Raw genomic sequence first — 13,811 nt, 5'->3', positions numbered from 1 at the left:
AAACATGAAAATCACCTTTAAACCCTTAGCCTACCAACTTGATGCTGTGCAAGCCGTTGTTGATGTATTCAGCGGACAACAACAACTCAACGGACTGACGCGCTACACCCTAGATAGGGGCGCTCAACCAACACCAAATCGTTTGCCACAACAGGCAGGATTTGATTTTACTGACGACAGCCAAAATAACGAACCATCGTCAAACAATCAGCAAGATAATGACACTGATGAAACAGTGGGCTTTGCCAATGCGCCGTTGTTTGACTTAAATGAAATTCTCAAAAATATCCAAACCGTGCAAGCCAAACAAGGCTTGCCAACATCCGATACATTGGTCACCGCCGACAACAAAAAAGGCGATAACCTGACCCAAAGCCCGCTCAATCTCAACATCGAAATGGAAACAGGCACAGGTAAAACCTACACCTACCTACGCACCATATTTGAGATGAACAAACAATACGGTTGGAGTAAGTTTATTATCGTCGTGCCGAGTATCGCCATTCGAGAAGGTGTGAACAAAAGTATCAGCATGATGGCAGACGACCTATTGGCAGAATATGGCAAAAAACCACGAGCCTTTATCTACGACTCCAAAGCCTTGCACCACCTAGAGAGTTTTAGCTCAGATGGCGGTATTAACATCATGATTATTAACGTGCAAGCCTTTAACACCATCAAAGAAGGGGCGAACAACGAAGCATCCCGCAAAATTTATGCCAGCCTAGATGAATTTGGTTCTCGTCGCCCCATTGACGTGATACGCCGTAACCGCCCCATCATTATCCTAGACGAACCGCAAAAAATGGGCGCGGACAAGACCTTACAAAGCCTTGCCAATTTTAACCCGTTATTTATCCTACGCTATTCTGCCACCCACAAACGTGATTATAACCTCGTGTATCGTTTAGATGCCCTTGATGCCTACAACCAAAAACTGGTCAAAAAAATCACCGTCAAAGGCATTGAAGTCAAAGGCTTGACAGGGACAAACGGCTATCTATACCTACAAGATGTGATAGTCTCTACCAAAGCCCCCGTCGCCCGTCTAGAGCTAGAAATCAAATCGACCAAAGGCGAGTTTCGCCGTGAAATCCGCCAAATCAAACAAGGCGATGATTTATACGTTATCTCAAACGAAGCCGAACAGTACAAAGACCGCTACACCGTTACCCAAGTCACCGCGGACAGTATCGAATTTGCCAATGGTATTGTACTACACGTTGGACAAGGTAATGTGGATGATAAAGACCTACGCCGTATCCAAATCCGTGAAACCATCCGTTCGCACTTGGATATCGAACAGCGGTTATTTCATAAAGGCATCAAAGTCTTAAGTTTATTCTTTATTGACGAAGTCGCCAAATACCGCCAGTACGACAGCGACGGCAATGCGGTAAATGGGGAATATGCCGATATCTTTGAACAAACCTATAGCGAAGCAGTCAATAACCGCATTGACCTAAACCTAACGAACGACCCTTATCAAAACTACCTAAAAACCATTACCGCCCAAAGTACGCATAACGGCTATTTTAGCCTTGATAAAAACCGCCACCTGATAGACCCCACTGTCAAAAGCGTGAAAGACGAAGAACTGGGCGAAAAAGTACTGGTCGCTGATGATATCGATGCCTATGACTTGATTTTAAAAGACAAAGAATCGCTACTTGCCTTTCCCGAACCGCTGGATAGTGACGAACAAATCGCTCGTAAAAATGTACGGTTTATCTTTTCCCATTCTGCCTTGCGTGAAGGTTGGGATAATCCCAATGTTTTTGTTATCTGTACACTTAAGCACTCGGACAACGTCATCTCTCGCCGTCAGGAAGTGGGACGTGGCTTACGTCTAGCGGTGGATAAACATGGCACACGCATGGACAGTGGCTATCTACCACTTGGTGAAGTGCATAGGCTTAATAACCTAACCGTGATTACCAACGAAAGCTATGCTGAATTTGTCGGTAATCTACAAAGAGAAATGCTATCAAACCTAGCAACTCGCCCAAGCAAAGCCAATCCACAGTACTTTACAGGTAAAACTTTGGTGAGTGAATTGGGTGGGCAAATGGTCGTTGATGACAAGACAGCCAATCAGATTTATAAATATTTGGTCAAAAACGATTATCTCGATGATGACGATAACCTACTGGCGAAGTTTTATGACGATAAAGACAATGATCGCTTGCCAAAACTGCCCGATGAGTTGCAACCCTTTGCCAATTCTATCCACAAGCTCATTAGCAACGTGGTGAATCCAAACGCCCTTGATGGCATGTTTAACAATGGCAACAAACCCAAAAATACCATCAACCCAGACAATCTTAACCGCAAAGAATTCCAAGCCCTATGGCGTCGCATTAACCAAAAATCTATTTATCAAATTGGGCTTGATAGCGACAAATTGGTAGCTGAAAGTATCAGCGAAATTGACAAAGTCAGCCGTGAGCGAAATAACCAGTTTGTTCGCTCACTCACCTATACCGTCAAAACCGCCAACCAACAGGACAATATCGACTACGAATTGCTGAAAAAAGGCGAAAGTTTTGGGCAAGTGCAGTCTAATCGTGAGCAGTACAGCGTCAATGTACAAACGCCTATTAAATACGACCTTATAGGACAAGTAGCACGCCGTACAAGGCTTACCCGTCGTACCGTGGTGGCAATATTGGGTAAGATAAATTCGGCGGTTTTTTCACAGTTTAAACACAACCCCGAAGCCTTTATCAGCGAAGTCAGCCGTATCATTAACGAACAACAAGCCAGGCTGGTTGTACAAAATATCGCCTATGAATTGACATCTGAGCGGTATGATAGCAACGATATTTTTGTGAGTAATTTACCCTTGTCAGACAACGCCATTAAAGCCAGTCGCCATGTCTGGGAATATGTGGAAACCGATTCTGACATTGAACGCAAATTTTTGGCAGAGTTAGAACAGCACATCAATGAAGTTGTGGTGTATGCCAAACTACCCAAGAACTTTGAAATTCCAACGCCATTCGGCGGTTATAATCCCGACTGGGCGATTGCCTTTAATCAAGATAAAGTTCGTCATGTTTATTTCGTGGCAGAGACCAAAGGCTCAACCAGTGAAAAGGACTTGCGAGAAACTGAAAAACAAAAAATTGCCAGTGCCAAAGCGTTTTTTGCTAAGTTGCAACAAAGTCAAATACAAAACGCTGAACTAGATCAAGCGGACAATCTTGCCAACGTAGAGCAATTGCCCATCAGTTATGAAGTGGTCAATAGCTTTGACAGCTTGATGCAAATCGTAGGGATGAAATAATTGTAAGATAGTATTATCGGGTGGGTTAGCCGTCTTTGGGGCCTAACTCACCTTTCCCTTAAATGCTTAAACAAAAACCGTAAAACCCTTAGTGATATCTGTATGTTCAACCAATGAAAACGCCTTAAAAATTACTGCTTTTGCATGGCGATAATTTCTCGTAGATATTTAATAGGATAAGGTAGCACGGTAAAATTGTTATACCTAACCCAATCTACGTCCATCAGAGCCAGTAGCTCAGTATGCTTTAATTCCCCTTGCAATGCCTTGATTTTTCTAACGTGGAGCATATGACTTAGTTCAGTTTTTAGCGACGCATGATAATAGCCAACGCTATACCAAGCCGTTGTGGTATCAAGTTTGCCCGCTTGAATTGAGAACATATCAGGCAGTTTTTCGAGTAGCTTATCTTTGGCTTTGCTGACATTTAAAATGATATTTTGCTGCCTTAGTAAAGCTCGAACGGCTTTATTGACCGTGTGTTGTGGTTTGTAATGTGAATTTAAGGTATCAATAAACGCTTTTTTGCTTATCGGCTCGGCAAGGCGGTGTAAGTCATTGGTAAAATTTTTCCAGTTGTCGTCTGAAATTAACGACTTATCTGTTTCAAACAAACGAATTAACTCAATGCTATCACTATAGGCTTGCGGAAAGGGTTGGTCTTTTGCCACGATTTCTGCTTGAATAGGAGCAAGGTCTGGCATGACACATTCTTCTTGGTTAAGAATAACATTGACATCTCGCTGTGGGCTGATGATAAACATCTCTATTGGGCTTTGGTTGTTGCCTTCAAAGGGTTGATTTGCCTGTTGAATAAGCCGAACTTCAGAGTCAAAAGTGTGTTTTTGAAACAATAAACCATCGTCATGTTGATAATACTGATAATCCCCATTGGGCTTGAGTTCAAGTAGATGATATACCTTGTCACGAATCATGCCAAACACCCAAGTATCGGTTAATGGATAAATAGCTGGCAATAAGTCGATATGATTTGCCCGAATCGATTGCTTAATCCACAGCTCTTTCACTAGATTTTTTAGCAAAGTTGATGCGTTTACGGTTTGATAGACAGACTTGTATAATTCATCGGTTAAATGCTGTCGGCTATAGCGAAAATCCTGATGATAAGGGTCAATGTCATCAGACTGTTGATAGCTGTCTTCTGACTTGACCAAGCAAAGATGACAGGCTTTAGCGATTTCTTGTTTACCTATACGACTAGAGATTTTTAGCAAGGTAAGCTGATGATGAATGTCGTGTAAAAGCACGTTACTTTCTGCTGTACCGATTTTATCCAGCAACCGAATATCCGTATCGACAGTGAGTTTTGGTAAGGCATTTTTATCTTGCAATAAACGAAAACGCTCTGCCCATGTGATATCAGGGATTTTTTCTGTCCAATGAGTGGTAACGATACCGTCATACCGCTGATTAAATTTATCGACCACCGTTTGCAAGACCGCAAGCCGACTATTTAAAAACTCTCTTTCAGCTTTGATTTGCAAGGCGGATTGGCTAGCTTTATGGTGGGGAATGCCTGCTTTGATATAAGCGTTATCATCTTTACCAACATAATCTCGTTTGAATGTGTTTAAATGCAAGTGATACGCAGGTTTGGCAAGTTTTTTTGCCAGTTTTTGAGCATCTTTTTCGGTCTTTTTGGCATAGGATTTGGTTTGATAAGTGGTAGCTTTAGCAACCAAAACCAACTCGCTCGTAAGTTGAAAATGAAACGCCATTATTACTGCTGTTTTTTTGTTAAACGGCGGAACTAGTACCAACTGCCCATTTAGATTGTTAAACTGGTGACGTTCTTGTTGGCTATTGGCGGTTGCATTCAGCAATAATTGGTATAAATCCACACCACTAATCGTGTTATCAGCTGAGGTATCACTCGCTGTAACAGGTTGAACTTTAATGGCGGAAAAATGCTCGCTGAAGGCGATTTTTTGACGTAAGGTTTCCATACTGTCTGCTGATTGGCGTGCCAGTAATACATAGGCTTGATTACCCTGTCGATACAGGCTTGCCAAAATCACCTGTTCATCGAGCAAGTTATCAAGCTGTGTGCCTGCGTACCATACCGCAGCATACTTCGTACTATCTTTTGCCTTGCCTTTATCATGTTGGGCAGTAAATTTAAAAAAAGCGTACTGAGAATTGAGTTGCTCAAAGTCGGTTTGTAAGGTTAATTGGGTGGTTCTCATAGCGTTTGATAGTCTGCAATAAGTTGGCGAATGGTAGCCAATTGTTCAAGGTTACCAAGGTGATTTGTTTGGATAAAATAAGGCACTTCAACAATGACTTGTTCATCGCCTTTGCCAGGGTGGTTATGCACCGTAATAGGTTTTAGATTATCATTATCAGAAAGAATATTAATCACAAAGACCAACTTCGCCCTAACTATATCCATTTTTTTAAAAATTTCTTCTCGTGCCGATTCGCCATCCTGCCAAGCACCTTGCCAGTATTTAAAATCCACATAAATCGTGTCATCAATCTGATAATCAAAGCGTTCAAAGTGCTGCTCAGGCATTTTATGCAAAGTTGGCAAGTCATAGCTATGCCACAAATACGCCCCTGCGACTTCGCCTAATGCCCCTTTATAGATGTTGTTAAATAATATCGGTCTAAGCCAATGCGTGGTTTCAATCAATTCGGTAGCATAGCCATTATCGATAAAATATTGGCGAATCCCTTGATGTTGCATGAGTTTATCCAGTCTAGCACTTTGCTCGCTGACCTCAAATGCCCCTCTTTCTTTATTCTTTAATACGATAACGCTCTGATAATCTTCATATTGATGATAAAAATAACGACGTTGCGGTTCGCCTAAATCTTGATATAAAAAGTCATAACGAGTATCAGTTGCCAGTCGCTTTTGTGGATAGGTTAAAACAATTTTTCGTAGGGTCTCCCATTCTACAATATCGTCTTGGGTCATTGTTCCGTCAGCGATTTTTATCAACATTTTGTTGATAAATAAGCGAATTGGCTCAAAATCTTGCTGCTGAAATGCTTTTTCTAACACACTGTTTTGACGTTTTTGTTTGCGTTGTTGCTCAATAAATTCATTAATTTTATGAAATTCGGGCAACATTTGCTCTGAGTTTAAATCTGCTTGCCACTGCTCGGTAAGTGCATTATCGATGTGTAGATGAATATGTGGACGCTTCATATTGGTACGACAAATCCGTCCAATCGCTTGAATCAGTACCTGCATGAGATAGTGCTTATAATCGTCAAAATCATATAAACTCTCGTCTGTGCGTTGCTGATAAGACGTGTTGGCATACAAAGCAAAGGCATTTTGCAAGTATTTTTCGAAGTCGGTGGGCGTTAAACCTGCTAATTTTAGATACTCTAGCTGAAATACTCGCTGAACCAAATCTTGCTTTCGAATGGGGATATCTTTGCTTAAATGCTTGATAAGCTGTGTGGGTTTGTCTAGGTATAAGCCATCAAAATCCATGTAGTCATTGGCATTACGATTATTAATTTTTGCCAAAGATGACTTCAATCCCTTGGGAATCGGGTATTGAATATTTACCCCTGCCCCAAGCGTGGCATAAGTGGAAAGCACAAAACGACGCTCACCTTGACTTAATGCAATCTTGATGGTGTCGATTTGATTTTCACTCGTATTACCAACCACACAGACAATTTCTTGTTGGGCATTATCGGGCAAGTTTAAATTGTTACTTAAAACTGAACAGTATTTTTGGATAAAATCTAATTCTTTACGGTAACCTTTGCTAAACAGCACCAAGAAAGCGGTAATTTTTTGCTGTTGATAAGCAACCCATAGGACAAAGATTTTATAAAATTGACGTAGCTGATGTTGTCGTCGATTGTCGTCATCTAGGTTGTCAATTGGCAGATGATTAAATAGGTCATTGACATCATCTTCCGCCTGTTTTCCGCCAAATAGCTTGATATAAGCGTCCTTGATAGCAATATCGTCATCTGAAGTTGGCAAGCCATGAGCTTGTACGTCTATGCTAACCTTTCGGTATTGGTTGGTACTGTCGATAAGTTGTTGAGTAAGGCGTTGTTGCTGTTGTGCGGTAAGGTGGATAAAGGAGCAATCTTTTTCAGCATTAAGTCGCTCTCTGAGATAATGTAAATCATAATTTCCTAGTCGAGTGCTGATATTCGCCGTTGCTGATACACCGACTACCATAAAATGCCGACACCAACTTAATAGCATGGCTTCAGCGGTGTGTGGAAAATTATAAGTATCAACTTTTGAACGCCCTGCATGGTCTTCACTATCAGTCACGGTGTGATAACTAAAGCCTTGTTCGTGAAAACGTAACGGGTCATCATCGTCTAACGCTATCGTATCTTTTGGTTGCCAACGCTGGGTCAGCCTGCCGTATTGAATTTCATAGACTAAATTATCAAAGCTGTTAGTTTCTAGGCTAAACCAATCGACGAAACTGCGTACCGCATTGTCATAAGTTGTGCCATCATAGCGTTTATGGGCATGATAATTATTTGCCAACATATTAATACCGCCTTTAAAATAGCGAATCGCATGACTGGTCGTGCTAATAAGATTACCGAATGTTAGGCTATCTTTGGCGTGATTTTTATCCTTTTGAACAATGTCAATCCATAGAGCGTGATTGTCTGTATCTGGAGTAAGTGTTAAGACTTGATGCCGGGCATTAGCAAGATAATGCACTTGTTTGTCATAAAAAATAAAAGCAGAATTAGTGGGTTGTTCTCTGCTTTTTAGCGATAAATCCAAATGAAATTCGTTTGCCACTTGTTGGCTTTTCTCACGCAATCCTTGCTCAATCGCTTGGGGCGTAGCAGGCTGTTTTTCTAACTTTTGCTCAAGTAATAAATGGTTAGGGATTTTCATAGCAGTAAGTTTTACTGCAAGTTGTTGTATAGTGGCAACTAGGTCAATCGGTTTTTGTAAGCCTTGTTCGATAATATACGTTTGTAGTCTTTGCTTTGAGGCATCAAATTCATCAATAAACAACGTGACGTTATATTCTGCCAATAACTCTGTAATCGCTGTCGGGGATTGCACCAGCGTGTCATACGGATAAATAAATTTATCCACCGTCATAAATAGCACGCTTTTATCAAGGGTCAAAGTAGCAGGAAAAAGTTTGCTTACCCATTGCCAATTTTCATCGGTTTTTAACGCTTCGATACGCTTATCCAGTTGCTTAAAATCTTTTCTTAACTTGCGTTTAACTAAAACTTTTAATTTGCCAATCTCTTTTTCGATGGTCTTTTTGGAAGCATCAACCAATTGAGCAGGAGCATTATTCAGCTTTTGATGATAATCCAACAATTGTTTTAATGTATAAGGTTTAAAGCTTGAAAACATTGCTTTAATATCATCCATACAAGCAACGTAATGGTCTTGAAAAGCGTCCAAACTGCTTTGGACATATAAAACCGCTTGTTTATCATATTCTACTTTATTATGGGCAATGAACCGTTGTTTTAACTCGGCAAATGGTAAGTTTTTTTTCAAATGGGTAATAAAGATAATTTTGCGTTTCTGTGCTACAAGCTCGTCAATTTCTTGGGCGATATAATCGCTAACATTAAAGGTCTTGCCTGTCCCTGTGGCGGTATCAATCAAGGCTAAACCTTTTTTATTATTTGAGATAATATCCGTTAATAAGTCTTTCATGGGTTGTTGTTCCAATCTATTTCTTGAACAAATTCTGCCATTTCGCTATTCATCAAGGCAGTTTTTGCATTGGCAGTTGCAGAAATTCTGGCTAAATAAGGCAATGCCTCTTTTTTGGTTTTGGTACTGGTCTAAAAAGTATGCTCACTATACCCAGCCATAATTGACATAGTGAAACAGTAAATCAAACGCTTTAAAATGATTGGCTAACTTCTTTGAAAAGCAACAAGTCTTTCTAAAAGCACGCCTAAGCCTTTGTCTCAATCGATTGTTATTACCTTCAATATCAACCGTATATCGTTTTCCCACTTTTTTGAAATCAAAGTCAAATGCTGTTAAAAAACTATCCCAGTTGTCACAACAAATATAGCCAAAATCAACGCCTAGTTCATCAAGTTTAGTTCTTAATTCTCTAGCGGTTTTTAGGTTACGCTTACCCCAAACGTAGGCAACTATTTCACCTGTGTCTGGGTCATAGGCAAGCCATACCTTATTTTTCTTGTGACCAACGTACGTCCAAAATTCATCGATTTGAAGTCGTCTGTAGTAATGCTGCTTTGGTGTTATCGTTAAATTACTGTGGACAATAACGTCTAATACCTTGTATTTGCTTATCTTTTCAATAACGACTATGTCAGCTATGCTACAGCCTCGAACAAGCTTTAGACGTATTTTATCTTCAATATGATTTTGACAGCCTTTGTAGGTTAAGTCTGTTTCGTGAATGAATTGTCGTCCACAGCTTTTACACTGGTAGTTTTGCTTGCCATAGATTTTCCATCCATTTTTCTTTATACTGAAACCTAGACAGCTTGGGCATTGAATTGTAATTTGTTTCTTCATACATCCAAATTATCATTTTAATTCCAAGTTGTCTTTTCTATTTTTATATCAGCATACTTTTCAAACCACTACCTATCCGTTTTTTGGACAAACAATTGCTTAGCGTTACACCCCAGTAACACGGTATTGGTTATAATATACCAACGTTTTTCAAAAAATTATATTGAACGTCAATAGGATCAAGGTATGACTGCACAACTCCAAACCACACAGCTAGACTTCACCAAACCCGTCAAATCACGCGCCGCGGTGGCATTTGCCGCAGGTGAACCATTACAGATCGTTGAGATTGATGTTGAGCCGCCCAAAGCAGGCGAGGTGATGATTAAAATCACCCACACAGGCGTATGCCACACCGATGCCTTTACTCTAAGCGGAGATGACCCTGAGGGGGTGTTCCCTACCGTGTTGGGGCATGAAGGCGCGGGCGTGGTGGTAGCAGTTGGTGAGGGTGTGACCTCGGTTGCGGTGGGTGACCACGTCATTCCGCTATACACGGCAGAGTGTGGCGAGTGCTTGTTTTGCCGCAGCGACAAAACCAACCTATGCGTCGCGGTACGCGCCACCCAAGGCAAAGGTCTAATGCCCGATGGCACGACGCGCTTTAGCTACCAAGGCCAGCCAATTTATCACTATATGGGCTGCTCAACGTTTAGCGAGTACACGGTGGTGGCGGATGTGTCAGTTGCCAAAATTAATCCAGAAGCCAACCATGAAGAAGTGTGTTTGCTGGGCTGTGGGGTGACCACAGGCATTGGCGCGGTACACAACACCGCCAAAGTGCAAGCAGGTGATAGCGTGGCGGTGTTTGGCTTAGGCGGTATCGGGCTTGCGGTGGTGCAAGGTGCTAAGCAAGCAGGTGCAGGGCGGATTATCGTCATTGACACCAATCCCGAAAAATTCGCCTTGGCAGAGCATTTTGGCGCGACGGATTTTGTCAATCCAAATGACTTTGACAAGCCCATTCAGCAGGTTATCATCGATATGACAGGTTGGGGTGTGGATCATAGCTTTGAGTGCATTGGTAACGTCAATGTCATGCGCTCGGCACTTGAATGCGCCCATCGTGGTTGGGGGCAAAGCGTCATCATCGGTGTGGCAGGCGCAGGGCAAGAGATTAGCACGCGTCCGTTTCAGCTGGTGACAGGGCGCAAATGGATGGGCACAGCGTTTGGTGGGGTCAAAGGGCGCTCAGAGCTACCTGGCATGGTTGAGCAAGCGATGACAGGTGAGATTGAGATTGCACCGTTTATCACCCATACCATGCCGCTTGATGACATCAACACCGCGTTTGATTTGATGCACAAGGGTGAATCTATCCGTTCGGTGGTGCATTTTTAAGGCTTTTACCATGCACGACAAGGCATAAACACATGAAAACAATCGAACAGCACAAACTGCATGGCGGTGAGCTGCAAGTGTGGCAACATGATAGCGCGTGTACCCACACCGCGATGAAATTTGCCGTGTATCTCCCGCCTGCTGCACTCGCGCAACAGCCGTGCCCCGTGTTGTACTGGCTGTCAGGCTTGACCTGCAACGAGCAAAACTTTATCCAAAAATCTGGTTTTGCGCAATATGCCAGCCAGCATAACCTTATCGTCGTTGTGCCTGACACCAGCCCACGCGGACACGACAACGACGGTGAAGCGGTGGCCGATGACGCGGCGTATGACTTGGGGCAAGGCGCAGGCTTTTATGTCAATGCCACCCAAGCTCCTTGGGCAACGCATTATGCCATGTATGATTACATCGTCCATGAGCTGCCCGAATTGGTTGAAAAGCATTTTGCTACCAGTGACAAGCGCAGTATCTTTGGGCACAGCATGGGCGGACACGGCGCGTTGATGATTGCGTTACGTCATACTGAGCGTTACCAAAGTGCGTCTGCGTTTGCGCCGATTGTCGCGCCTAGCCAAGTGCCGTGGGGACAAAAGGCATTTGGTGCGTATTTGGGCGATGATACCGCCGCATGGCAAGCATACGATACGCTTGCGTTGATGCAGCAGCACACGGGCAAACAATTGCCCATGCTGGTTGATCAAGGCAGTGCCGATGAGTTTTTGGCTGAGCAATTAAAGCCACACTTGCTTGAGCAAGCGGCCAAAACGATCGATTATCCGCTGACGCTGCGCTTACAAGACGGCTACGACCATAGCTATTACTTTATCGCAAGCTTCATTGCTGAGCACATCGACTTTCATGCTAAGTTCTTGCGCTAGGCGATGGGGTTAAATGTTTGGGCGAATGGGTGAGTAAAACGCCAACGCGATTGTGTGATAACTTGTGGGTCTAGAGCGCAATTTGAAATTCGACATACGGCACTATCAAGTCGTGTGAGGTCTGTGTCCCTGTGTAGTTGGCTTTTTCATACCACGACAGGTCTTGTTGATAAAAACGTGTCGTGGTAAACCCTGCCAGCTTGATGCGTGTGGTGTCTAGCTTACGCGTAAGATGTTTAGAGAACTGGCAGATGAGCTGATTTTTCGGTGAATAAATGCCATCTGAGACTTTATCTGTCTGCCAGCTTTTAACCAAAAATTTGCTAAAAACCGTCTCTGATTTGCCCCAACCATCTTTGACAAAAATATCCGTGACAAACTGCCGCCCTGCTTCGCTCACAAGGGCTTTGGGAGTCAGGAAGATTTCTTCTAACTGCAAAAAACGATGAAAGCTTAGGCACGCTGGCTTATCGACCGCGGCAATTGTCAGTTTATCTGCTTGTTGGTTCAATAAATCCGCTAAAATCGCATGATGGTGATGACGGTGTTGCAAAACCGTGAGGGACAGTTTGGCGCGTGTTAAGGCTACATAAAGGGGGCGTACACTGTCTTGAGAGTGCTGCTTGTAGGGGCTGACTTGGTCAATGACATAAACATGGTCAAACTCCATGCCTTTGGCACTGTGGTAGCTAAGCAGATATACCGAGGTTTGGCTATCATAGTGGGCTGTTTCAAGCCGCTGTAGCACTTGCTCATAAGTCACATTGGCTAAGTCGGCACTACAACGCAAGATAGCTTGCCACGCTTTATCTAGTGGGTTTAGACATTGGTCTTTTTGCCAGTTTTCCAAAAAATCAGTGACTTGACCTGATATAACGGTCAAGCGTTCTTTGTCCAAGAACCGATACAACGCCTGCCCAATAAAGCTATGTAACGGAATTAACTGTTCGTTTTCGTTGTAGCGCTGGCTGTTGATACCCAGATTCTCTAAATAATGCTGTATGGCATCAAAATCTCGCCATTGTGGCGCTAAAATTGCGATGGTAGGTGTGGGGGTTAAGTGTTTAAATTCAGCCAGTTTGTCTTGAATGTCATGGGCTACCCAGCTTGCCATATCGATACCTTGTGGCTGGCAAAATACGCCATAACGTATGGGCAGGTTGGGATGAAGGTGCATGGATTTGACGCGATTATCAGCATCTTTTAGGCGGTCTGCTTGGGGCAATGACTGATGGATAAAGTCATTGGCCAGATTGACAATGTTGTCTGCACTGCGGTAGTTGTTAAGCAGATAATACTTTTGTGCAACGTTGATGTGGTAGTGCGTTTCAAACTGCTGAATAAACTTGATACTTGCGCCCCGAAATGCATACAGGTTTTGGTCATCATCACCCACCACCATCAAGTAACCACGTTGTTCATAGCTGCTTGGGTTGTTAGATGGTTTGTTGTCAGTGATATTTTCTTCTAAAGGCTTAGCTTCTTGTAAATCGGCTAGAAGTCCAATCAGTTCATAGAAACCTTTGCACGAACAAATGCACAAAAGTTTGTAAAAGTGATATAATACAGTAAAATCAAACAGATGGCAAAAGACACGAATATGGCATGGAAACAAACAGGGCAACTCTCCCTAGCAGACAGTCTCATTAACGCTCACAAAGCCATCGAAGAACTCGATGAACTACATAACCTAATCAACTGGCAAAGTATCGAACACACCCTACGCCATGTCCATAGCAGTGACCGTGGCGAAAGTGCCTTTCACCCTGTCATCATGTTTAAAATCTTACTA

Annotated in this window: 8 protein-coding genes; 4 read left to right on the top strand and 4 right to left on the bottom strand. The window is 42.7% G+C overall.

Going from position 1 to position 13,811, the window contains the following annotated elements:
* Nucleotides 1–4 precede the first annotated feature (4 nt).
* Nucleotides 5–3,289 carry a restriction endonuclease gene (locus tag AC5L4R_RS08220; RefSeq protein ID WP_494473423.1) on the top strand — a complete coding sequence of 1,095 codons (3,285 nt, stop codon included), beginning with the start codon at nt 5–7 and terminating at the stop codon, nt 3,287–3,289.
* A gap of 131 nt (nt 3,290–3,420) precedes the next feature.
* On the opposite strand, the gene AC5L4R_RS08215 is transcribed toward AC5L4R_RS08220, so the two are convergent.
* The 3 genes from AC5L4R_RS08215 to AC5L4R_RS08205 form a co-directional block, all read right to left on the bottom strand.
* Nucleotides 3,421–5,496, bottom strand: coding sequence for a hypothetical protein (locus AC5L4R_RS08215; RefSeq protein WP_494473424.1), 2,076 nt, complete (start codon nt 5,494–5,496; stop codon nt 3,421–3,423).
* Nucleotides 5,493–8,954 (bottom strand): hypothetical protein, encoded by a 3,462-nt coding sequence (locus tag AC5L4R_RS08210; RefSeq protein WP_494473425.1) that lies wholly within the window; start codon nt 8,952–8,954, stop codon nt 5,493–5,495. Before AC5L4R_RS08210 ends, AC5L4R_RS08215 begins: the two co-directional genes overlap by 4 nt.
* Before the next feature lie 147 nt (nt 8,955–9,101).
* Nucleotides 9,102–9,797, bottom strand: coding sequence for an IS1 family transposase (locus tag AC5L4R_RS08205; protein WP_494473426.1), 696 nt, complete (start codon nt 9,795–9,797; stop codon nt 9,102–9,104).
* A gap of 186 nt (nt 9,798–9,983) precedes the next feature.
* Here AC5L4R_RS08205 and AC5L4R_RS08200 point away from each other — a divergent pair, with 186 nt between their 5' ends.
* Both AC5L4R_RS08200 and fghA read left to right on the top strand, forming a co-directional pair.
* Nucleotides 9,984–11,138: an S-(hydroxymethyl)glutathione dehydrogenase/class III alcohol dehydrogenase gene (locus AC5L4R_RS08200; RefSeq protein WP_494473427.1), complete on the top strand. Its 1,155-nt coding sequence runs from the start codon at nt 9,984–9,986 to the stop codon at nt 11,136–11,138.
* Between the two features lie 32 nt (nt 11,139–11,170).
* A complete protein-coding gene (fghA, locus tag AC5L4R_RS08195; RefSeq protein WP_494473428.1) occupies nt 11,171–12,019 on the top strand; it encodes an S-formylglutathione hydrolase in 849 nt (282 codons plus the stop codon).
* 70 nt (nt 12,020–12,089) lie between these two features.
* On the opposite strand, the gene AC5L4R_RS08190 is transcribed toward fghA, so the two are convergent.
* Entirely contained in the window at nt 12,090–13,562 is a 1,473-nt protein-coding gene (locus AC5L4R_RS08190) for a 3'-5' exonuclease (RefSeq protein WP_494473429.1), read from the bottom strand.
* Nucleotides 13,563–13,619: 57 nt separating this feature from the next.
* Here AC5L4R_RS08190 and AC5L4R_RS08185 point away from each other — a divergent pair.
* On the top strand, nt 13,620–13,811 hold a 192-nt coding region (locus AC5L4R_RS08185), incomplete at its 3' end, for a transposase (protein WP_494472339.1).

The organism is Faucicola sp. SE7633, from assembly GCF_059264685.1.
Note: the sequence above shows the minus strand (reverse complement) of the source record. Positions and strands in the feature narration are given on the sequence as shown.

Bases quoted from the DNA above. Each gene is read 5' to 3' on its own strand.
- AC5L4R_RS08200 (WP_494473427.1), top strand. From the start codon at position 9,984: ATGACTGCACAACTCCAAACCACACAGCTAGACTTCACCAAACCCGTC.
- AC5L4R_RS08220 (WP_494473423.1), top strand. From the start codon at position 5: ATGAAAATCACCTTTAAACCCTTAGCCTACCAACTTGATGCTGTGCAA.
- AC5L4R_RS08215 (WP_494473424.1), bottom strand. From the start codon at position 5,496: ATGAGAACCACCCAATTAACCTTACAAACCGACTTTGAGCAACTCAAT.
- AC5L4R_RS08210 (WP_494473425.1), bottom strand. From the start codon at position 8,954: ATGAAAGACTTATTAACGGATATTATCTCAAATAATAAAAAAGGTTTA.
- fghA (WP_494473428.1), top strand. From the start codon at position 11,171: ATGAAAACAATCGAACAGCACAAACTGCATGGCGGTGAGCTGCAAGTG.
- AC5L4R_RS08205 (WP_494473426.1), bottom strand. From the start codon at position 9,797: ATGAAGAAACAAATTACAATTCAATGCCCAAGCTGTCTAGGTTTCAGT.